The 21320-nt window shown below is 46.4% G+C and carries 23 protein-coding genes; 2 read left to right on the top strand and 21 right to left on the bottom strand.

Annotated features, from left to right (window positions below; translation table 11 throughout):
- Position 1 precedes the first annotated feature (1 nt).
- The 8 genes from AC1DE7_RS17305 to modA all read right to left on the bottom strand — a co-directional run bounded on the left by AC1DE7_RS17305 (position 2) and on the right by modA (position 5939).
- The gene (locus AC1DE7_RS17305) at positions 2 to 289 is read right to left on the bottom strand and encodes a hypothetical protein (protein WP_017692509.1); all 288 of its coding nucleotides are present in this window, start codon (positions 287 to 289) and stop codon (positions 2 to 4) included.
- 121 nt (positions 290 to 410) lie between these two features.
- Positions 411 to 1163: an amino acid ABC transporter ATP-binding protein gene (locus tag AC1DE7_RS17300; RefSeq protein WP_477534868.1), complete on the bottom strand. Its 753-nt coding sequence runs from the start codon at positions 1161 to 1163 to the stop codon at positions 411 to 413.
- Positions 1160 to 1870, bottom strand: coding sequence for an amino acid ABC transporter permease (locus tag AC1DE7_RS17295; protein ID WP_076253281.1), 711 nt, complete (start codon positions 1868 to 1870; stop codon positions 1160 to 1162). The genes AC1DE7_RS17300 and AC1DE7_RS17295 overlap by 4 nt, the downstream gene beginning before the upstream one ends.
- A gap of 4 nt (positions 1871 to 1874) precedes the next feature.
- Entirely contained in the window at positions 1875 to 2618 is a 744-nt protein-coding gene (locus AC1DE7_RS17290) for an amino acid ABC transporter permease (RefSeq protein WP_076253280.1), read from the bottom strand.
- A 23-nt stretch (positions 2619 to 2641) separates the two neighbouring features.
- Positions 2642 to 3463: a transporter substrate-binding domain-containing protein gene (locus AC1DE7_RS17285; RefSeq protein ID WP_036673581.1), complete on the bottom strand. Its 822-nt coding sequence runs from the start codon at positions 3461 to 3463 to the stop codon at positions 2642 to 2644.
- A 315-nt stretch (positions 3464 to 3778) separates the two neighbouring features.
- Positions 3779 to 4111, bottom strand: a complete 333-nt coding sequence (locus tag AC1DE7_RS17280) for a hypothetical protein (RefSeq protein ID WP_017692504.1) — start codon at positions 4109 to 4111, stop codon at positions 3779 to 3781.
- A 272-nt stretch (positions 4112 to 4383) separates the two neighbouring features.
- Complete coding sequence (modB, locus tag AC1DE7_RS17275; protein ID WP_083669918.1) at positions 4384 to 5070, bottom strand: molybdate ABC transporter permease subunit; 687 nt, start codon at positions 5068 to 5070, stop codon at positions 4384 to 4386.
- On the bottom strand, positions 5067 to 5939 hold the full coding sequence (modA, locus tag AC1DE7_RS17270; protein ID WP_477534867.1) for a molybdate ABC transporter substrate-binding protein: 873 nt from the start codon (positions 5937 to 5939) through the stop codon (positions 5067 to 5069). Before modA ends, modB begins: the two co-directional genes overlap by 4 nt.
- 237 nt (positions 5940 to 6176) lie before the next feature.
- On the opposite strand from modA, the gene AC1DE7_RS17265 reads away from it, so the two are divergent.
- Positions 6177 to 7220 carry a substrate-binding domain-containing protein gene (locus tag AC1DE7_RS17265; protein WP_477534866.1) on the top strand — a complete coding sequence of 348 codons (1044 nt, stop codon included), beginning with the start codon at positions 6177 to 6179 and terminating at the stop codon, positions 7218 to 7220.
- A 143-nt stretch (positions 7221 to 7363) separates the two neighbouring features.
- On the opposite strand, the gene AC1DE7_RS17260 is transcribed toward AC1DE7_RS17265, so the two are convergent.
- Positions 7364 to 9436, bottom strand: coding sequence for a beta-galactosidase (locus AC1DE7_RS17260; RefSeq protein WP_477534865.1), 2073 nt, complete (start codon positions 9434 to 9436; stop codon positions 7364 to 7366).
- Positions 9437 to 9617: 181 nt separating this feature from the next.
- Here AC1DE7_RS17260 and AC1DE7_RS17255 point away from each other — a divergent pair, with 181 nt between their 5' ends.
- Positions 9618 to 10469 (top strand): AraC family transcriptional regulator, encoded by an 852-nt coding sequence (locus AC1DE7_RS17255; protein ID WP_053061415.1) that lies wholly within the window; start codon positions 9618 to 9620, stop codon positions 10467 to 10469.
- A gap of 80 nt (positions 10470 to 10549) precedes the next feature.
- On the opposite strand, the gene AC1DE7_RS17250 is transcribed toward AC1DE7_RS17255, so the two are convergent.
- From AC1DE7_RS17250 to cntA, 12 genes are all read right to left on the bottom strand, one after another.
- Positions 10550 to 10783, bottom strand: coding sequence for a helix-turn-helix domain-containing protein (locus tag AC1DE7_RS17250; RefSeq protein WP_036605834.1), 234 nt, complete (start codon positions 10781 to 10783; stop codon positions 10550 to 10552).
- A gap of 9 nt (positions 10784 to 10792) precedes the next feature.
- A complete protein-coding gene (locus AC1DE7_RS17245; protein WP_477534864.1) occupies positions 10793 to 11269 on the bottom strand; it encodes a DUF2975 domain-containing protein in 477 nt (158 codons plus the stop codon).
- 206 nt (positions 11270 to 11475) lie between these two features.
- Complete coding sequence (locus AC1DE7_RS17240) at positions 11476 to 11811, bottom strand: DUF3024 domain-containing protein (RefSeq protein WP_127547091.1); 336 nt, start codon at positions 11809 to 11811, stop codon at positions 11476 to 11478.
- Positions 11812 to 11927: 116 nt separating this feature from the next.
- Entirely contained in the window at positions 11928 to 12197 is a 270-nt protein-coding gene (rpsN, locus tag AC1DE7_RS17235; RefSeq protein ID WP_036605831.1) for a 30S ribosomal protein S14, read from the bottom strand.
- Between the two features lie 53 nt (positions 12198 to 12250).
- Complete coding sequence (locus AC1DE7_RS17230; RefSeq protein ID WP_339195296.1) at positions 12251 to 13447, bottom strand: GTP-binding protein; 1197 nt, start codon at positions 13445 to 13447, stop codon at positions 12251 to 12253.
- Positions 13448 to 13682: 235 nt separating this feature from the next.
- A complete protein-coding gene (gene cntE, locus AC1DE7_RS17225; RefSeq protein WP_477534863.1) occupies positions 13683 to 14948 on the bottom strand; it encodes a staphylopine family metallophore export MFS transporter CntE in 1266 nt (421 codons plus the stop codon).
- A complete protein-coding gene (gene cntE / locus AC1DE7_RS17220; RefSeq protein ID WP_477534862.1) occupies positions 14945 to 16138 on the bottom strand; it encodes a staphylopine family metallophore export MFS transporter CntE in 1194 nt (397 codons plus the stop codon). The genes cntE (AC1DE7_RS17225) and cntE (AC1DE7_RS17220) overlap by 4 nt, the downstream gene beginning before the upstream one ends.
- Positions 16139 to 16152: 14 nt before the next feature.
- On the bottom strand, positions 16153 to 16905 hold the full coding sequence (locus AC1DE7_RS17215; RefSeq protein WP_315370484.1) for an ABC transporter ATP-binding protein: 753 nt from the start codon (positions 16903 to 16905) through the stop codon (positions 16153 to 16155).
- Complete coding sequence (cntD, locus tag AC1DE7_RS17210; protein ID WP_076253271.1) at positions 16906 to 17715, bottom strand: staphylopine uptake ABC transporter ATP-binding protein CntD; 810 nt, start codon at positions 17713 to 17715, stop codon at positions 16906 to 16908.
- Complete coding sequence (gene cntC / locus AC1DE7_RS17205) at positions 17696 to 18592, bottom strand: staphylopine uptake ABC transporter permease subunit CntC (protein ID WP_145151531.1); 897 nt, start codon at positions 18590 to 18592, stop codon at positions 17696 to 17698. The genes cntD and cntC overlap by 20 nt, the downstream gene beginning before the upstream one ends.
- Positions 18592 to 19524 carry a nickel/cobalt ABC transporter permease gene (gene opp1B, locus AC1DE7_RS17200; RefSeq protein ID WP_477534908.1) on the bottom strand — a complete coding sequence of 311 codons (933 nt, stop codon included), beginning with the start codon at positions 19522 to 19524 and terminating at the stop codon, positions 18592 to 18594. The genes cntC and opp1B overlap by 1 nt, the downstream gene beginning before the upstream one ends.
- 13 nt (positions 19525 to 19537) lie before the next feature.
- Positions 19538 to 21166: a staphylopine-dependent metal ABC transporter substrate-binding lipoprotein gene (gene cntA, locus AC1DE7_RS17195; protein ID WP_477534861.1), complete on the bottom strand. Its 1629-nt coding sequence runs from the start codon at positions 21164 to 21166 to the stop codon at positions 19538 to 19540.
- Positions 21167 to 21320: the final 154 nt, after the last annotated feature.

Below are 21320 nucleotides of genomic sequence, written 5' to 3'. Positions count from 1 at the left end.
CTTATTCTTCCTCTTGAACCGCGATCTCCCGCATGACTTGGGTCAGCGTTTCGGCTACAGCCTCTTCCAGATCTGCAAGGCCCCCCAAGTAAGAGATAATGCTTTTGTTGATTTGCCCAGAGCTATCCAGCAGACCGTCAACGCCGTCCAACTCCGGTTCGATATCTGGCAAATGATTGATGATTTCAGACATGCGTACAGCGACTTGGCGTTTGGCATCCAGCACACGTGCGATCTGCTGGTGAGAGTGTGCAATATGTGTGATGATTTCATCGATTTTGCTCTGCATGGTCCTCCTCCTTACCGTCACGGCCTGCTTCACCCATAGAAAAACCCGGCCTATCAGCATTTGCCTGTTACAGCATATGCCGGGCCGGGATCGTCAGTTACTACAGCTTGCGCCTATATCGTCAGATGACATAACTCCAGTCGGAAGAATATCGACTGAGGAATTGGCGAGTACGTTCCTGCTTTGGACGTACAAACACCTCTTCCGGGGTTCCTTCCTCCACAACGGAACCTCCATCCATGAAAACAACCCGATTTGCCACCTCACGGGCAAACCCCATTTCATGGGTGACTACAATCATGGTAATCCCCTCTTGAGCAATGGAGCGGATGACAGACAACACTTCACCCACAAGCTCGGGGTCCAGCGCAGAAGTCGGTTCATCAAACAAAATCACTTCGGGATTCAGTGCCAATGCTCTGGCGATGCCCACCCGTTGCTGTTGTCCACCTGACAACATACTTGGATACTCATTGATTTTGGCAGACAGTCCGACTTGTTCAAGCACGCTCAAGGCACGCGTGCGGGCATCGGCTTTGGACATTTTCTGGGCAATAATTAAACCTTCCGTGACGTTATCCAGCACCGTCTTGTGTTTGAACAGATTATAATGCTGGAACACCATCGCCGTTTTTCGTCTCAACTGCACAATGTCATGTTTGCGTGCATGCTTGCAATCGACGGTTAATCCACTGATCTGAACCTCGCCCTCATCGGCACGTTCCAGAAAATTGACGCAGCGCAGCAGCGTTGTTTTGCCTGATCCACTCGGTCCAAGGATCGCTACGACATCGCCCTGTTCCACGGTCAGATCAATTCCCTTCAATACTTCCTGCTTGCCAAAAGTTTTGTGTATGTTGGTTAGTGTAATCATGACACGCCTCCTTTGCTGTACACGGCAACCCGACGCTCAAGCAGAGCAGTGATCCGCTCGGCAATGATGGTCAGCCCCCAATAGATGAACGCTGCGGCGATAAAGGCCTCCAGAAACTTCAGACTGACGGATGCCACCACATCCGCTTTACCGAGGATGTCCATCTGAGACACGGTAAAAGCGAGTGTTGATCCATGCAGGAACCCAACAAACATACTGCACAGGTTAGGCAATACAGCCCCGATCGCTTGAGGGATGATGATACGCCTTAAAGCCTGGAATGTGCTCATGCCTACAGCGTGAGCCGCCTCCATCTGGCCGATATCCACAGCAAGAATGCCTGAACGGATAATCTCGGACATATAGGCGCCCGCAGTGAGGGAGAAAGCAATCAGTACAAATACGAGAATTGGAATCGACGAGGATTGGAAAGCCCAACCGTAACGTTCCGCCAGCCTATCGATAATCATCGGAATACCGTAATAGATGAGGAATAGATGCATCAACATCGGTGTTCCACGCAGGAATGAAACGTAGAAGTCAGCAATGCGGTGAATCCACCGCACGCGATAGATACGGATCAGAGCCGTAGCCAGACCGATTCCGAAGCCTGCAATCAACGGAACAATCGTAATGACGAGTGTCAGTGGCAATGCCTTCAGGATTTGAAAAAAAGATGTATAGATAAACTGGAGATCAATCGACATATGCTCACCCCGCTATTCGTTTCAGGCGTTTGGTTCGAATTGCCGGCTTGTGTACAACTCTCTTGCGTTCATGACGCTGGAGTCTGCGTTCTGCAAAGGCAAATCCTTTTTCAAGCACAATAACAATGACATAATAGACCACAGACAGACTGATATACACTTCAAGTGCGTGCGATGTAGCCGAAATTAACGTCTGCCCTCTGCCCACCATATCCATGACACCAATGGAGAAAGCCAAAGACGTATCCTTTAATGAACCGATTAACGTGTTAGCCATGTTCGGAAAAGCAACAATCAGTGCCTGCGGAACAACAATCCGCCGAAAAGACTGGAATGTGGTCATACCCGCAGCATAGGCTGCTTCCGTCTGACCTTTATCCACACTGCGCACCGCTCCGCGAAAGATCTCGGCAAAGGATGCCGCGTCACTAAGCGCATAGGTCACTATGACAAATAACAACGGGTCGGTTCTCGACAGATCGATGCCAATGGGTTTGAGCAACTCGGGAAGTCCATAATACACCAGGAACAATTTGATCAGGATCGGTGTGCCCCGCATGAATGAGACGTACAGAGTAGCCAACTGGCTTAGTACCGGAATCCGATACAGCCGGGGAACGGCCAGAAGCACGCCGCCCACCAGTCCGAGCACGATGGAACCACCCAGTACAATCAGTGTTATATGCAAATATCGTAGCAGTTCCGGGATGAAATCCAGAACCAATGACAGATCAAATGATTTTCCCATTACCGCTGCATACCTTTCTCAGACTACTCTTCAACCGTATAGTCAGCTCCAAGCCACTCTGTGCTCAGTTTGCCTAACGTTCCATCTTCTTTGATCGCTTTGAGCGCTTCGTCCACTTTGGTTTTGAGCTCCTGCTCATCTTTGTTCAGAATGAAGTATACTTTGGAGTTGGAGAGGGCATCTCCTACCGTTTTCAGCTGAGCATCAACCGCCTTATTCTGATAATCAATGGCAAACTGCGTGCTGATGGTGGCATCCACCCGGCCTGTTTTGATCTGGGTAATGGTATCCTCACCCGCTCCGGAATAAACGATATCAATCCCGTTGCCGTTCGCTGCATTCCATTTCTCAGCAAGTACAGCCGCATTACTTGTAGCACCAACAATCAGTTTTTTCCCTTTGAGATCCTCAATCGATTTTACTTCCTCATTTTTCTGACTTACGACAATTTTATTTGGAAAAATATTATAGGCTTCATCATTAAACAGGAACTTGGCCTGTCTCTCATCATTCACTTCCATCTGGTGAGCGATCAGGTCAATTTTTTTTGTTTCCAGACTCAGCAGCAGGTTTTTGAAATCCATGGTGCTGAATTCGAATTCATACTCAGGCAAACGTTTGTCGATCTCCCGGATCAGTTCCACATCATAACCTGTTAACTTGCCATTCTCATCAATGAAGCAGACATTTGGGAACTGTGTACCTGTTCCTACAATGATCTTTTTCACTTTGGTGTCGCCTGCTGCCGAAGCAGATTCTGAATCATTACTTGCAGTTCCTGTGCTGCATCCAGCCAGTACCGCCAGCATTGTAATGAACAGCAGTGCTGTCCGGAATTTTTGAATCCCCCGTTTTTTAACCATTCCCAATCTCCTCCACAGGCTGTTATCACAGCAAATATGATGTGTACTCCCATTCCTCTTCCTATTAACAAACCATTCTTACTTGTATAGTCGGAATTAGGTTGAACAAAGAATATCATTACAAGTCATCTTAGGGCAATAACTAAACTAATAGGACATCCTGATATGGTTATAGGACTTCTCTATAGTATAAGAAAAAGCCATCCCCCATATCGATTGGCGGATGGCTTCTTCTTGTATGACTCTCATTGATTATACCATTTTGGCGGTGCATCACTTGGTGTGTACACTACTCATCTATCTGCGACTCGCCCATTTAATTTTACGTGCAACTTCCACTCGCTGTAATTGTAAGAGACCGATCCGTTCCTCGAACTTCTTGCGTTCGTCCATGGAATGAGCGGCATGAATCTGGTGGCACAGACCTGTCAGTTTGCTGTTGATGTAATCAAACCGTGTCCATAGTTCCTCTTCAGGTGTGCGTTGCTGCTCCGTCGCCGTCTGAAATATTTTGAGTTGGCGGATAAGGGATTGTTGCCATTCCTGATCCTGAATTTGGATGGCAAAATGCAAAAGATCCAGATAGTCATCAATTTGCAACGAAACGCCGCAATCAGATTTAGTGTTCATCGTCGTCTCTCCTTATTTCAGTACTTGGCTGGAATCCATTACTTCTATCTTACAGGAACAAGCCCACTGAAAGCGAGTACTGAACGATTAAATTTCGGGAAAATTTTTATTTTTTTATGTTAAAACAGCTTTACATTTCCATTAAGACCAATTTGGCAGGATATTGATATTGGTACATATGAAATTGGTAATAAAAACCCGCGTTAAGGAAAAAAGTTCTTTCCTCAAAACGGATTTTTCATCATTTATATATAATATCAACACATATCAAATCAGTCATTTTTTCCATCTCGCTGCTGTCTGGTCATCAGTAACATGAGAAATGAGATGATAATAATGGAAACAGTCCATGCCCAAGCCATGGTCTGATTGCCCGAATCTACAGCGACATAGATTGCCGTGGGTACCGTTTGTGTTTTGCCCGGAATATTGCCTGCAATCATCAGTGTCGCTCCGAATTCGCCGAGTGCCCGGGCAAAGCCCAGGATGAAGGCGGTCATCAATGCTCTGCCTGCGAGCGGCAAGGAAATGTAACGAAAGACCTGCCATTCATTCGCCCCAATCGAACGACCCGCATCTTCCAGATCACGATCCACACCACTGAATCCCGATTTCATCGTCTGATACACCAGTGGAAAAGCAACCACCACCGAAGCAATCACCGCAGCCCACCAGGTGAAAATAACCGGTGCGGAGAATATGGCTTCAATCCATTGTCCAAACAGACTTTTACGCCCCAGTATGACAAGTAACAGAAATCCAACCACCGTCGGAGGAAGGACTAACGGCAGCATAAATGCCGTTTCCAGCAGAATTTTTCCCCGAAATGAAGAACGTGACATCTTCCAGGCTATCGCAATTCCGAGCACAGTGGCCACTACGCTGGATAATAACGCAACCTGAAGCGATAGGCGCACCGGTGACCAGAATACGGACCAGTCTATGGCGTTCACATTCATTCCGGAATTGTGAATCCGTATTTCGCGAAGATATCGAGCACTTCAGGGGTTTGTAAATACGCATAAAATTGTTCGGCCTCTGTACGGTGTTTGGTTCCTTCAATAATGCCTATTGGATAGTTGGCTGGTGTATAGCTGTTCTTGTCCACCTCAAACGCAATTTTCACCTGATCCGAAGTAAGAGCATCCGTTTTATATACAAATCCTGCATCTGCATTGCCTGTCTCTACATATTGAAGAACCTGTCTAACGTCTTTCCCCTGCACAAGTTTACTTTCCAGTTCATCCCACAGCTTGGCATTGGTCAGAGCTTCCTTGGCATAGGTTCCTGCAGGAACACTTTCCGGAATCCCAATGGCTACCGTCTTGATGGAGTCGCTGGTGAGATCCGTTTCACTGGTTACTGTGTGGGTCCCATCTGCTGGCACTATGGCCACCAGTGAATTCTGTAGCAGATTCTTCTGATCGCCCGATGCAATCAAGTTTTCATCCACTAGCGCATTCATATTTTTGGTTGCCGCCGATACAAAGACATCAGCCGGGGCACCCTGTTCAATCTGCTGTTGCAAGGCACCCGAGGCGCCAAAGTTAAAATTAAGTTCTATATAAGGATTAGCTAGCTCATAATTGGTTTCAATCTCTTTCATCGCATCGGTCAGGCTGGCCGCCGCAGAGATCGTCAGATCTACCGTTTCCTGTGGATCGGTATTTCCTGCTGATGAACTTTCACCTGATGCCGCTGGCGTTGAGGTCGTTTGTTCTGCACCCGTGGATGTATCCGTAGTGCCCGTGCTTGCGCCACAACCTGCCAATATAAGAGTCAGTCCCAGTGACATACTTCCCAGCACATATCCGATTCTCTTTCTCATTCTTTTCTCCCCCAACGTTATCTTTAGATATAACTAGTTATAATTGATTATATCTAATTATACACAAGACAAAAAAAATGGGAAGGTGATTAAGATCACATTTGATTTTTGTTATCTGTCCTATGCGTATATTGCGTGCTCTCAGGTTTATGGCATCCCTCAATTAATGATATAGTACAAGAAACATTCATAATAAAACCATAATTGCTCTATACCTTTGAAGGAGGATCTTCACTTATGACGGAGGAGCAATCCTACACAACCGAAGAAATATCCAAGCTGCTCAAAATATCGAAACTGACGGTCTATGACCTGATCAAAAAAGGAGACCTCGTTGCATACCGTGTAGGTAAACAAATGCGAATTGATGCAACCGATCTGGAGGCATATAAACGTCGCTCCAAGCAACTTCAGTCCTCAGGGCAGCGTATCCCGACTCCTCATCAGACCTCGGCATCAGGGACTCAGCCAATTCCGGGTGATTTTCAGGCAACTTCCTTACAATCGACTACACCCGTTGGGTCTGCGCATGCGATTACTCCAGCGAGTTCTGCTCATGCAATGACTGCTGTACCACGGCATCTGGTCATAACAGGTCAGGATGTCAGTCTGGATATTCTAATGCGCCATATGGAAAAACAAACTCGGGACATTCGTCCGCTACGTTCGTTCATGGGTAGTCTGGATGGGCTTATCTCGATGTATCGCGGTGAGTCCGATCTGGTCAGCACCCATCTGCTCGACGGAGATACCGGTGAGTATAATCTGCCGTACATTCGCAAAATTCTGACAGGACGGTCCTATGTTGTGGTGAACCTGCTATCACGTCCTGCCGGACTGTACGTACAGCGTGGTAATCCGCAGAACTTACAGAATTGGACCGATCTGAGCAAGCCTGAGCTTCGACTCGCTAATCGGGAGATAGGTTCTGGCGCGCGAGTATTGCTGGATGAGCAACTTCGACTGCATGGAATTCCTGCCGCAGGTCTGATCGGATATCAAGTCGAAGAAACCAGCCACATGGGCGTGGCGGCCAAAGTCAGTTCAGGAGAAGCTGATGTCGGAGTTGGCATTGAGAAGGCTGCGCGACTTGTGGGACAGGTTGATTTTATCCCGCTCATTCAGGAACGTTATGATCTGGTCATGCTGAGGAAGCAAGGTAATGAAGCCTGGACAGAATCTGTCCTGCGAATTCTCCAATCGCCGGAGTTCAGGCAGGAACTGCAATCATTCGAGGGATATGACGTATCCCGGACAGGTGAGATTTTGTACGAAGCATAGTTATACCAAATCTAGACAATAACAGCCCATGCTCAACGTGTATTACACATTACATCATGCATATACAAAACGCCTTGCAAGGGCTGCATGGCGTTTTTGGTGTTATTTCTATAAATAATGCATGATATGGATGAATGAATTTCTTAATGTGGCAAATCAATCTCCAGGATGAATACACCATACGCGGGCATGTTGATCTCATTCTGAAGTGTTGTACCTGACAGTAACTCTTTTGCTTGCTTCTTAAGGTTAATGGGGACTTGTTGATCCGAGTAGTTGAGTAAAAAGACATAAGCTTTATCCTTACCAGAACGGATACCAAGCTCAACTTCGGACGGTACCTCTACCAGGTCACCCACAGGTGAAGATAGCTCTATTTCATCCAGGAGAGCATCTACGACCGGTTCATTGTAAGCCGCTCCATAATACCATACTTGCCCCTGACCTACCGTACGTTTGGTCAATGCAGGACTACCTGCATAATATTCAGATGTATACTCAGCCATGACCTGCACGTCAGCATGCTCCACATAAAGAACTTCGTTAAATCCGGCCGTTGACGTTCCCTCCTGAAGTCGCTCACTCGCCCCATTCCATTGCAGCTCAGCTGCTGGAATGGTTCCTTTGATTAAGGTAAAGTCCTCTACGGTTACACCACACAACTCAGCGACAGCCCCAGGGAACGGTCTCATATAACAATGCCCCCTGAGATCCTTATATCCGGTGCGAGCACCAAAAAACAGCGTGCCTCCTTGATTGACATAGGCTTGCAGAAGTTCTGCTGTCTCGTCTGTCATGATGGCCGGGTGAGCATAGATGATCACCTTATAATCGGATAACTCTTCCAGTGTTGTCGTTGGTTGCAGTGTAACCATGTCCGTCGGAATATGACGATACTGGAGCTGTTTATACCAGGAGCGTACACTCTGTTGCTGAAGCGGGCCGTGCCACTCATCCAACTCTCCATCCCAGATGTTATCGTAATCCTGTAGGATCGCAACATCGGCTTGATATGTAGTGCCCGCAATAACACGCCCGATCTTGGCAAACTCTTTCCCTACTTGTGCAACCTCGCGTACTCTTCTGTTAGGTTGATTATGGTAATCATTGATGCCATGCCAGTACATCTCGGTGCCAAATGTTGCTGTCCGCCAGCGGAAGTAGACGAGTAGATCTGTTCCGTGAAGAACAGATTGATACGACCATAATCGGATCTGGCCCGGTCTTGGCGTACCCATGCCTATACTGTCAACCCAGCCTCCTGGCCCAGACTGTTGTTCCATGACACAGAAGTTCGGTGACATGTTACGTACGTTCGACAGTTTCATGCTCCAGGCCCGATCTTGTAATGAGTTATCGTCTGTCCCTGGGAAGATCGTGGCAAACTGCGGATACGAATCATAGGAGAAGAAATCCAACAGGTCTTCTGTCATTTCATGATTATCCAAATGTCCAAACGTACCATTTGTTGTGATCCAATGTTCAGGGTCCAATTCGCGAATAATGTCCACCTGAAGCTTGGCAAAAGAAATCGTATTGGCTGAGATAAATCTCTTCTCATCCAATGCCAAATGAGGATTTGGAGATTGGCTGACCATATTTCGGGTAAGGTGAACTTGCGCCCAGTCGGTATAGGTCTGACTCCAAAAAACAGTCCCCCATGCCTGGTTCAGATTCTCCAACGATTCATAACGATTCTTGAGCCATTCACGGAAGGCGACATGATCTGCCTCAGCATAGAAAACATCCATATGACAATTGAATTCATTATCGATCTGCCATCCAATAAGAGCCGGATGATCTTTATAGGCAATCACCATATTGCGCACGATTTTTTCACATTGCTGTCTGAAGATTGTGCTGCTGTAGTTGGTATGACGCCGCATGCCGTGTTGATACAACACCCCGTCCTTATTTGCGTTTAATACTTCAGGATATTTGGATGTTAACCACGCTGGTGGAGTTGCAGTAGGTGTTCCCAAAATAACACTTAAACCGTATTGATGCGCCAGATCCAGTGCCTTCTGGAAAAAACTAAAATCGAACTGGTCTTCTTCCGGTTCAAAGATGGACCATGCAAATTCAGCCATCCGAATAACTGTGATATTCATCTCTTTCATTCTACGGAAATCGTCCTCCCACAACGCTTCCGACCAGTGCTCAGGGTAATAACAGACCCCCATTTTTAATTCATCCATTTGGATTGATTTTGCCACCTTTAATTGCCCCCTTAACCTGCCATATTGCCTCCATTCTATTGGAACCTTCACATATAATAAATGACAAGATTATGCGACTTATAATAAAATATTGTCATTGTCCAAGATTCAAATAACAGTAGGCTGAATCTATTTCAGTTCACTACATAAAAATATTGCGTTTAAATGGAGGATGCACATGAAAGAACACATCTTTCTCCCCAAGCCGGTTTTCCCCAGACATGTATGCTTTCCCGATTTTATTGGAGGGTACAGTGACTTTCCGAAACATCGTGTACATCGAGAATATGGCACAACCGAAATCAACTTGGATCAATGCTATAATTTGCACCTTGTACTTGAAGGTAAAGGATTCCTGGACACGGGAACCACTCGTTATGAGCTAACACGAGGGCAGGGATTCCTCTATGGTCCCGGTCTCAGACAAACCTACTATTCAGATTTGGATGACCCTTGGAGTATTCGTTGGATTCACTTCTACGGTATTCGTCTCGAAGAACTGTTAAATGGAAAAGGCGTTGACGAGCCCTGGCTGTTTCAATGTTCCAACTTTCCGGTGGTTACCGCGCTCATGGATCGATTGCTGGAGCTAGGCAGAGGCTATCAGGTGGAGGACGAGCACAGTGTGGCAGCAACATTATATGAACTTCTGACCCGATTGCAATCCGCAGCGAGTCAAATCAATGTTTCTTTAAATCACACTTCAGAGCGAATTCGTGAAGCAGGGAATTATATTCGCTCTCATAGTAATGAGCACATCACACTTGACCATGCTGCCGGGATTGCCGGATACAGTACAACATACTTTAGCCGCAAGTTCAGTCAGACGTTTGGCATCTCCTTCCCGGAATTCCTCTTGGAATCCAGGCTACTACATGCGAAACAGCTGCTCGCAACAACCAACCTTTCCATTAAACAAATTACACTGGAAACGGGATTTTCACAGTCAAGCTACTTCATCCGCTGTTTTAAAACCCAGGAAAACGTAACACCTATGCAATTCCGTATGATGCACAATCATTCGTTATAGGGCACGGGACGTATTCCTTGAACAAGCTGATGTAAAAAAAGACTCTGCATATAACATGCAGAGTCTTCTTCGTTCATTTTTTATATAAGTTCATTTGTATCTTCGTCCTCATCAGCCTTATATTCCAATATATCTCCAGGCTGACAATCCAGTGCTTTACAGATCGCATCCAGAGTGGATAAACGGATCGCTTTTGCTTTTCCTGTTTTTAATATGGAAATATTGGCGATTGTGATCTCAACTCTCTCTGCAAGCTCGGTAACCGTCATTTTCCGCTTTGCCAACATCACATCAATATTGATTATAATGGCCATATATTCACCTCAGACCACTAGGTCATTTTCTGATTTGATATCAATCGCTTCCTGTAACAATCTTTGGAGCACTGCTGAAAACACTGCAATGACCAATGAAGCAAAAATAGGAACCATTCCCATAAGAATGAGGCCTGGGGCATCATCTTTCTCTGCTACAACATAAACAAATGGCAACATCACAAAATAGAAACTACTGATTACAATAGCACAATATTTTATTGTTTTTAAGGATTTCACTGACATTAGAGAGAACGCTTCATTTTTGTCGATGTAGCTCAGCAGACGGAATGCCTGGTACAGTGCAACAATAAACGGAATAACGGACACATACATAATAATCACTATGGGGTATAGTGCACCTGCATAATTCGGATTCACCGGATTGTTTGCTAACCAGGGTATGCCGAATATACATAAGGCAAGAATGGGAACACCAATAAGCAACACAGCCAATTTTAAAAAGATGGTTGTACCTCGCTTCACAAAAAGCACCTCACTTGTTTTAAGTGATATGAATTTATCATAATATTTATCGTTTTACAATAAATTTTTATTGTAAAACAGATTTTATTTATTCTTTTTCCCATTAAGGAAGGCAGACCAAAAGATCGCCCCCCTCTTTGCTTCAATGATTCTTTGACACAAAAAAAGCCCGATGCTAGCCACTGTTTCGCTAGCTTCGAACTCGCTCACGTACGCCAGAACAACCCCGCCTCATCCCGTTCCACCTGCTCGAGCACATTCTCAAAATCGGAACAAGGTGTAATAACATCTACCGGGTTCCAGCTGCTCTGTTCATCTCTGGCATACACTTTCCACTGATTTTCTTCCCAGTAAAATCGGGCAATATGCATCTTATCCCATTGATACCGTTCCTCGGCGGGTCTTTCTTCAGTCAGGATCAATTCATTATCATTCATCACATACGTCAACTTCACCATCGTACGTAGTGGCGCGGGTACCTTCTCGTGAATATATCCGTTCATTACGGACTGAATTCTTCGTAACGTAAACAAGTCCAGCATGAAGTATGAACATCCTTTCAGCAAAATACCACCTCTGTTCTACGCACCACATGCAGCTCCAAACACACAACAACCTGCCTTCATGCAATGGTGGTCAGCTACATCCCTTGATCATTTTACCAGCTGGATTTTGTTACACCAGGAATCTGTCCTTGATGAGCCAGTTCTCTGAACTTAATCCGAGATACCTTGAACTTTCGTAGATAACCCCGCGGGCGACCTGTCACTTCACAACGATTCTTTAGTCTGGTCGGAGATGCATTACGCGGCAATTTCTGCAATGCTTCGTAATCCCCTTTTTCCTTCAATTCCCGGCGCAGGTCCGCATATTTTGCCACGATCGCCTGACGTTGCTTCTCACGTACCACTTTTGATTTTTTAGCCATGAAATACAGCTCCTTTATCCATTAAATTTATGTTTAGAACATCAACTTCCGAGTTATACCGCTTCCACAGGCCATGGCAGTGGATTGTCGAACTGGCCCCAGTCGCCCAGCATTTCTTCATCACTGAGCAGGCACTGGTCCAGCTCATCTTCAATGCTTGCACGCTCCATTTCGATCCCAATCATGACAAGCTCCGTCTGACGATCTCCCCACTGGGCATCCCATTTCTCCAGAACATCCGGCTCGTTACGTAAAATCTCTTCTTTGTCCGCTTCCGGCAACGCCGCGACCCAATGTCCCGCAGGACCAAATTGAATGGATGGTCCTGCCTGACTGAGACTTGCCGCAACATCCCCTTCAGCCGCAAGCCATACTAAACCTTTGGCACGTACCACTTCTTCCGGCCAGTAACTCATGAATTCAGCCAGACGGGAAGGATGGAATGGCTTTCTACGGCGATAGACAAAGGAACCAATACCATATTCCTCGGTTTCCGGTGTATGCGACTCCTTCTCCAGCTCCTGAATCCATCCAGCGGACATGCTCACTTTCTCAAAATCAAAGCGGCCTGTATTTAGAATCTCGGACGGATTCACCTGTCCATTCTCGGTCCGAATGATCTTGGCGTTAGGCTGTAACTTGCGGATGATACCTTCGAGCTTGTTCAGCTCGGTGTCATCGACCAGATCACATTTGTTCAGTAGCAGCACATCACAGGTTTCGATCTGATCAATCAACAAGTCTACAACGTCACGGGTGTCCTCATCTCCGGTCGCCTGATTACGATCCAGAAGACTCTGACCTGATCCAAAATCATGCCAGAATCGATTGGCATCTACTACCGTTACCAAACAATCCAATCGGGCCAGACTAGTCAGGTCAATACCCGACTCTTCATCGGCGTATGTAAAGGTCTGTGCAACTGGAACAGGTTCACTGATGCCGGTGGATTCGATCAAAATATAGTCATACTTGCCTTCGTTCACCAGCTTCTCAATCTCCTGCATCAGATCATCCCGCAAGGTGCAACAGATGCAGCCGTTCGACAACTCCACCAGCTTCTCTTCGGTTCGAGACAAGGTTGCCTCCCCCTTAACCAGCGCTGCATCAATATTGACCTCACTCATGTCGTTAACGATTACGGCAACCTTAAGCCCTTGTCTGTTGTTCAACACGTGATTCAAAACCGTCGTTTTCCCTGAACCGAGGTAACCACTCAGTACGGTTACCGGAACTTGCTTTTGTGTCATAGAAATCTACTCCTTATATGTGCAGTCTGTGTAATTCAGACTTTAATAGTAATTATTACGATTAACAACAATGACTATAATCCTGTTAGACAGTCATTGTCAAACTATTTTTGATTTCAACCTGCAAAAAAAACAAAAAAGGTTGACGACCAGCCCTTGCACTTTCGCATCCTGAGGATACGTTTTGGCAAGAAGTGAGTCATAAACCTCCTCTGTAAATGTTCTTTAGTTCAATTTATATAGCCACCCCAGATCTGGCCTTATTGCCCGCTTCCATCCGTTGCCTGAACACCAACACCAGTACCATCGCTGAAACAGAGAGCAACGTGCAGATCATAAACATGGTCGAATACGAACTCGCTTGCACAATAAGCCCCATTGCCAGTCCACCCAGAGAGAATCCAAGGTCATACGAGGACATGAAGATCCCCATGAGTACATATCTGGAATCCGCAGGCAGCACAAAGGACAGATATGTGGTTAATGTCGGGTACAACAGTGCCAGGGCAAAACCGCTAAACACCGCGGATAAATACACTAGCGGCCCGATGATCTCCATCAGGCTGAGTAACTGGGTTCCCAGTGCTGCGCACAGCATTAACCCTGCCATCAGCCAAGTATTCCAGCTACCGTCGGACGGAATTTTTTTACGCAAAATAAACCTGCACAGGATCACAACCAATCCCTGTATCGTCAGAAATACCCCTGCACTCGCCAGTCCAGTGGATACCATATACAGGGGAAGAAAGGTCGCTGTTGCCCCAAAAACGCAGGACGCAAACAACATCACCACACTGCTAATCAGCAGTGGCGTACTGCGCCAGATGCCGCCGAATGAACGAAACATGTCACCCAAGGTGTACGATTTGTTCTGCACGGTACTCCGTGGCAGATCCACATTATATCCAATCAGAAGTGGCAGCGCCGCCAGTCCGATCATCAGCAGCGTAAACGCCAGATCACTGGCATTTTCCCAGATTTGTATGGCAAGGATCGGAATGACCAGAGAAGGAACCATCGTAAACAGGGTGTACATGGACAGCCCTTGTGCCCGGTCCTTGTCCTCCAGCTTTTCCACAATGCCTGCCTGCATCGTCATGGAGAAAAAAGCCGTAGCCACCCCTTGCAGGGCCCGCAACCACAGATACGTCTCCACACCAAAAACAACAAACAGCAGCAGCGTTCCGGCATGCAAAATCAATAACCATTGCATCACACGAAGTGGCCCATGCTTACCCAGCAGCTGTGCTGCAAAAGGTCTCAAGAGCATACAAGTGAACATATATGCTCCCATCATCAGACCAATCTCAGCCTGGTTCAATCCGGCGGCTTCGCTTCGCAAAGGCAGAATAATTGTCAAAGCTGAATTCGCCGCAAAAAATAAAAAAGCCAGCATATAAAACCGGATAAACGAAAAGGATACCGGATTTAATTTCCCATTGGATGTTGCATTCATCGAAGACTTCAAACGTTCGTCACCACTTTCTCTTCTGGCAGTCAACTCACAGATGTACCTGTAACGGGTCTCCGCCGTTCATAGGCAAAAACGATCATTACCGCTCCTAGGATAGCACACATCATGTACATAAATGAATAGGAAGAGAAGTCAGCGACGGGTCCCATAATCACACCACCCAGAGAAATCCCCAGATCCGCCATCGCGATAAATAACCCAATCAGGACGTTCCGGTTCAGCTTAGGCAAGACAAAAGATAAATAGGTCGTGAGTGTCGGATACAGGATCGCCTGACCGATTCCCATGAATACAGCGCCCACATAGAAAAAGAGCACCCCGCCTGTCACGGCAAAACTGACACATTGCGCAGCTACGGCGAGCAGACACATGGTGCCCATCATGAAAGGAGAATGCCAACTGCCATCGGAAGGAATCCTTTTTCGAAGCATAATTCGAGCCAGCACCACCGTTCCTGCCTGAAGCATCAGATATACACCCGCATTCCCGTCTGGTACTTGGCTCGCATACAGCGGAATAAAGGTGGTAATCGCGCCAAATACAACGGAAGCGGCGAGCATTAACACACTGCAACGAAATAAATGTGGATTCTTCACCAACTGACCAAAGGATTCCCACATGCTCACGTTCTGCTCCGAAAGATTCTCAGCAGGTTGCTCCTTGTTTGGTTCCATTTTGGCGGTATATCCGAAAACGCCCGTACAGATGGCAATGCCGATCAGAACCACTGTAAAGTAATCCATGCCACCCGTCTGCCAGATTCCTAATGCGATAACAGGCCCCACGATCCCCGGTATATAACTGAATAGCGAATAATACGAAATCCCCTGTGACCGATCTTTCTCCGGAAGTGCATCAATAATGCCAATCTGCAAGGCCATGGAGAAAAACGCTGTCGATACACCTTGTAAAATACGAGCAACCAAATAACCTCCGAGTCCCGTAAAGGTATATAAAATCAGCGCAAATCCATTGATGATCAGAATCAAACGCAATATTTTGATCGGACCGTGCTTTTGAATAATCCGACCTGCCCAGGGTCTGAAAAACATCGTTGTGAACATATAAGCGCCCATGATCATTCCAATCGTTGTACCGCTCGCACCCAAAGACTCCCCTTGTAATGGGATGATCACGTTAAGAATGGCATTGGCACTGAAATATAGAAGAACCAGTATGTACAAGCGCAGAAAAGGCCAAGACATCGCTCCACTCACAATGGGTGTTCCCCCTAAAATGGTATTAAATGCTTCAATAATTTCTTCGCATAGTCTGACTGAACATCCTTTAGCTGCTCAATAGGAACGATCTCTACAACCTGCCCCTCTCTGAAAATGATCACCCTGTCACAGATATAAGCTGCCGCTTGTATATCATGTGTGATAAAGACATAGCTCAGCTTGTAAATTTCCTTCAGCTCTTTCAACAATTGCAGTACCTGAATCTGAACAGACACGTCCAGTGAGCTGATCGCTTCATCAAACACGATGCATTTTGGAGCGGTGGAGATGGCCCTGGCAATGCACACTCTTTGAGCCTCCCCGCCGGATAGTTCATGCGGATATTTGGATCTATAAGAAGGGTCCAGACCAACTTGGTTCAGCAACAGATCTACCTTCTCTGAGTTTCCCTGATGCTTTCGCAGTTTTTGCTGTGCTTGCATCGGTTCCATAATGGCAGCTTCCACGGTAAGAAATGGATTGATGGATGACGTATAATTTTGAAAAACGGCGCTGAGGTTACCCATCCGTACACGTCGATCCTGTACGTCTTTACCATCCAGCGAGATCGTTCCACGATCCGGCCGTTCAATGCCCAGAATCAGACGGCCCAACGTCGATTTACCGCTTCCGCTTTCACCGATGATACCGAGACACTCGCCCTGCTGGCATTCAAAGGTAACTTGTTTCAAAACTTGTTGTTTGTGCTTGGAGAACAGTCCGCCTTGGTTATATGATTTTTCGATACCTTCCACCTTTAGCATCTATAAGTCCCCCTGCATCAACGCCTTAAAATGATTGCTCAACTCCAATCGGGTAGAGACCAGATACTGCGTGTAGGCATGCTCCGGTTCCGTCAAAACAGAATGCATGTTGCCACGCTCTACGATGTTTCCGTCTTTCATGACCATCACGTCATCTGCAATCTTCTGAACAACGCCGAGGTCATGGGAGATGAACATCATGGAACAGCCCATGCGTTCGCGTAAATGAATCAATTGCTCCACCACTTCATATTGAGAGATCGTATCCAGCGCCGTTGTCGGCTCATCCGCAATAATCAGATCAGGCTCAAGCACTAATGCCAGTGCAATCATGATTCGTTGCAGCATTCCACCGGACAGCTGATGTGGATATTGATTCAGAATCTCGCGCGGATGTCTGAGCATGACGCTTTCCATGGCATTGATGATTTTCCGTTCACTCTCGCGGGTATTCCAGCCAAAATGCTGCTGAAGCGTCTCCCGAATATGAACACCAATGACACAGGAAGGATCAAATGCACTCATGCCATTCTGCAAAATCATACATAGATGCTTGCCCCGCTTACGCCGCATCTCCGGTTCCGAAAGCTGGTTCAGGTCTTCGCCCTGAAATAACATCCTGCCCGATTGGCGAATCCATGGCTTGTTCAGTCGCATGATAGCCCTGCACGTAACGGACTTCCCGCTACCACTTTCCCCCACGATGGCCATACAGCTTCCCTGCTTAACTTCGAATGAACTGTTATGAATGATCACTTTACCTGTATTGGTATCCCATACTTTCAAATGTTCAACCTCGACTATATTCATAAGTGGCCTTTCTCACCTCACTTTCGTAAGACTTGTCAGACTTACCTTGAGAGGTCATCAATTTGGGGTCCAGAGCCACTTGAAGGGCATCCGATAGAAAATTAAAAGCAGACACGACCACCACAATGGCCAGGCCCGGTGCCAACATTAATTCTGGTCTGGAGAACATGACTTCCCTCGCCTCATTGAGCATCATCCCCCACTCCGCATGCGGAGCCTGAATGCCAAGCCCCAGAAAGGAAAGGCCGGAGATCTGCAACATCATTGAACACATGGAACCACTCGCAATGACGGCAATATCGGCAAAGGTAACCGGAACAATATGTTTGGTTATAATTCTCAGATTGGGTGTGCCGGAGGCTTTGGCGAATTTTACATAATCCATATCAGAGAATTGCATCACAGATGTGCGAATAACACGGGCAAACCAGGCCCATTTCATCCACACAAAGGCAATCAGTATATTCTCCAGTCCTGCACCCAAAATGCCAACCACCGCCAGTGTCATCACGTATCCGGGAAAAGACAGCATGATATCACAGACTCTCATGATCCATGCATCCACTTTCCCCTTAAAGTAACCTGCGATGAATCCAACAATAGCCCCGATCAGAACAGATAGACTGAGCGCAACCAGAACCCATAACACACTTGGACGGATGCCATAGATAAGCCGGGATAATACACATCTGCCCAGATGATCATTGCCTAATAGATACTCCCAGGACGAGGAGGCATAACGAAGCTTCATGTTCACTTGTCCAGGATCATGCGGCGCAATAAGCGGAGCCAAAATGCCCGCCATAAGCGTAGCGATAATTACTACCAAAGAGGTCATCGCAAGCTTGTCTTTGCTCAGATTTTTCAATATTCGCATCAGAATTCCTTTCTCAACCGGGGATTCATCACCGCATTAATGATGTCAGATATCGTGTTAAACAACACAAAGGTGACAGCCAACATCAGAACATACGCCTGAATAATCGGAAAATCCCTGCTTAATATGGATTTCACGCTGAGCCTACCGAGCCCCGGCCAGGCAAATACATTTTCGATGACCACCGTACTGCCCAACACGATCGGGATCGCCATGCAAAAGATGGACACGGCCACCTGTAATGAATTTCTTAGAATATGCAGGGTAACTTTCTTCTCGCTCAGACCACTTGCCCGTGCATATAACACATAGTCCTCATTCATATTGCTCAGCATGGAACTTCGAACCGTTCGGAAATAAATACCTGTATAACTCACCGTGATCACAATCACCGGTAGAATGTAGCTTCGATACGAGTCCATACCACTGGTAGGTAACAGGTCCAGCTTGACGGAAAAATACCAGATCATCATGGCTGCAAGCCAGTAGGATGGCATGGCTGTGAGGAAAAAGGAAATACCTCTGACCGATCGATCCAGCAACTTGCCTTCTCTCATGGCACAGATCACACCAAGCAGGATGGACAGCGCAATAATAAATACCGATGAGACGAGCGTTAACTTCAATGTGTTCATAAAAGCCGGCCCCATCAATGACCATACGGGTTCACCAGATACATAAGAGTTGCCAAAGTCCAACTGTACAACAGCCAAGATCCAGTTCACATACTGGATCATGAACGGCTGATCGAACCCCAATGCCTTGTTGGTCTGGGCAATTAATTCCTCTGTGATCTGCGGAACTTCCTGTGCCTGTAACACAACAACCGCCGGGTCCAAGGGAGATAGATTAATCAGGACAAACGTTATAAATGAAATGATAATCAGTAAAGGGATGGTTAACAGAATCCTTTTGACGATATAACTTCCCATATCCATCTCCGCTCTATTTAAAATTCATTTGTTCAAAAGGTAGTTCATATTGAGTCTGCTTGAATGAGATTCCTTCGAGATTCTCGGGAGCGACTACGGTGACACGTCCATTGGTAATTGGGATGAAGACTGCTTCATCATGGACAATCTTCATAATGTCGGCATACAGGGTTTGCCTTGAAGCCTCATCCGTGGAAACCATTACCTCATCGATTTTTTTGTACAGTTCATCTGCTTGGGCAATTCCACTTGTTGTATGCTTGTATGCCGAATCTGATGTAAATGCAGCAATGGTACTCTGTGGATCATAGGCCAGTCCCCAGGTTTGATTAAAGAGCAGATCATATTCCCCGGTAGCTCTCCGATTCGCGATGGAAGTAGACTCTTCGCCCACGATTTCAAGCTGAACACCCAATTCTTTCATGGAATACTGGATCAATTCAGCCTGTATTTTCTGTGAAGACGAGTTGCTGTCATAGTATAGTTTCATGGCCAAAGGCTGACCGTTCTTCGTTCTCACCCCTTCACCATCTGCCAATGTCCAGCCAGCTTGCTCCAGAAGATTTTTAGCCATTTCCGGATCATACTCCCGTTTCTTCAGGTCCACTTTGGCGTAATTGACATTGGCTGAAAATAGCGTGTCCGCTACAGTCTGTGTTCCGTTGAAAATATCTTTACTGATCGTTTCCCGATCAATGCCAACCCATAACGCTTCCCGCACTGACGTTTCCTGAACCGGACTATTCTCGCGACTGCTATTGGCTACGATCATATTGGTATTCATCGCTTCACTTCGAACCACTTGATAACCACCGGATTCAGCCAATTGGTCCATGGCTTCGACATCGATACTATCTGCTCCCCGGTCATCGGTGAACACAAAGTTGATTTCTCCTTTTTGCAATGCCAGGAATGTTGTTTCTCCAGCCGGAAGAACCTTGGATGTGATTTTCTTGATTGTAGGTGCACCACCCCAATAGTCTTCATTAGCTTCAAACGTGGCATTCTCTTCAACTTTATGAGCTGTAAGCTTGTAAGGTCCTGTACCGTGGAAACCACTCACTCCGTCTTTGGTTCCGCCATCTTTGAAATCCTTGGGTGATATGAAAACGTAAGGTCTTGTCATAGATAATTCCACAAGTGCCGGATAATAGGCTTCCGATAGCGTCAGCTCCACCGTGTGCTCATCGATAACTTTTACACCTGTGATTTTGGTAGACAGCTTAATCCAAGCGTGTTTTTCGGCATTCGCCTGTACTGCATCGATATTTTGTTTAACCGCCTCTGCGTTGAACGGCTCTCCATCATGGAATTTCACATCTTGTCGCAGATGAAAGGTATAGGTCTTGCCATCCTCGGAAATATCCCATGATTCAGCCAGCAATGGCTTGATTCCGTCAGGTGTGTTTTCCACCAGAGACTCATATATCATCCCTTGCGCAGGCATGGAACCTGTATACAGATGGGGGTTCATATCATTAATATCTTTGGCAGAAGCATAGATAAGTTCTGTTTCTACCTGGCTATTGGCAGGCTCCGTTTGGGCGCCCTCTTTCTCTATTGTGTTCTGAGCGCATCCGGCGAGCAGCGCAATGGCTGATACCAGCAATAATATAGATGTAAAAGTAAGACGCTTTTTCACAACATTTCCTCCTGATGATTAAGTTACAAGCAGACCTTGTAGGTTACATCGGACCACTCCGATTGCAGTACCATCTTCCGATCGCTGTTATCCCCAGATTTTTTTGATCTCTTTTCCAAAGAGAAAATCCGGTGATAGCATATGCTTCCGAAGT

It is taken from the genome of Paenibacillus sp. 10L310 (genome assembly GCF_056395745.1).
The sequence above is the reverse complement of the archived record's forward strand: the minus strand, read 5'-3'. Positions and strand labels throughout refer to the sequence as shown.

Excerpts from the sequence above, each read along its gene's own strand:
- cntD (WP_076253271.1), bottom strand. The coding sequence starts at position 17,715 with ATGAATATAGTCGAGGTTGAACATTTGAAAGTATGGGATACCAATACA.
- AC1DE7_RS17250 (WP_036605834.1), bottom strand. The coding sequence starts at position 10,783 with ATGGCCATTATAATCAATATTGATGTGATGTTGGCAAAGCGGAAAATG.
- modA (WP_477534867.1), bottom strand. The coding sequence starts at position 5,939 with ATGAGAAAGAGAATCGGATATGTGCTGGGAAGTATGTCACTGGGACTG.
- AC1DE7_RS17295 (WP_076253281.1), bottom strand. The coding sequence starts at position 1,870 with ATGTCGATTGATCTCCAGTTTATCTATACATCTTTTTTTCAAATCCTG.
- modB (WP_083669918.1), bottom strand. The coding sequence starts at position 5,070 with ATGAATGTGAACGCCATAGACTGGTCCGTATTCTGGTCACCGGTGCGC.
- rpsN (WP_036605831.1), bottom strand. The coding sequence starts at position 12,197 with ATGGCTAAAAAATCAAAAGTGGTACGTGAGAAGCAACGTCAGGCGATC.
- AC1DE7_RS17230 (WP_339195296.1), bottom strand. The coding sequence starts at position 13,447 with ATGACACAAAAGCAAGTTCCGGTAACCGTACTGAGTGGTTACCTCGGT.
- AC1DE7_RS17215 (WP_315370484.1), bottom strand. The coding sequence starts at position 16,905 with ATGCTAAAGGTGGAAGGTATCGAAAAATCATATAACCAAGGCGGACTG.
- AC1DE7_RS17255 (WP_053061415.1), top strand. The coding sequence starts at position 9,618 with ATGAAAGAACACATCTTTCTCCCCAAGCCGGTTTTCCCCAGACATGTA.
- opp1B (WP_477534908.1), bottom strand. The coding sequence starts at position 19,524 with ATGGGAAGTTATATCGTCAAAAGGATTCTGTTAACCATCCCTTTACTG.
- AC1DE7_RS17280 (WP_017692504.1), bottom strand. The coding sequence starts at position 4,111 with ATGAACACTAAATCTGATTGCGGCGTTTCGTTGCAAATTGATGACTAT.
- AC1DE7_RS17290 (WP_076253280.1), bottom strand. The coding sequence starts at position 2,618 with ATGGGAAAATCATTTGATCTGTCATTGGTTCTGGATTTCATCCCGGAA.
- AC1DE7_RS17240 (WP_127547091.1), bottom strand. The coding sequence starts at position 11,811 with ATGCTGGACTTGTTTACGTTACGAAGAATTCAGTCCGTAATGAACGGA.
- AC1DE7_RS17300 (WP_477534868.1), bottom strand. The coding sequence starts at position 1,163 with ATGATTACACTAACCAACATACACAAAACTTTTGGCAAGCAGGAAGTA.
- cntC (WP_145151531.1), bottom strand. The coding sequence starts at position 18,592 with ATGCGAATATTGAAAAATCTGAGCAAAGACAAGCTTGCGATGACCTCT.
- AC1DE7_RS17305 (WP_017692509.1), bottom strand. The coding sequence starts at position 289 with ATGCAGAGCAAAATCGATGAAATCATCACACATATTGCACACTCTCAC.
- AC1DE7_RS17265 (WP_477534866.1), top strand. The coding sequence starts at position 6,177 with ATGACGGAGGAGCAATCCTACACAACCGAAGAAATATCCAAGCTGCTC.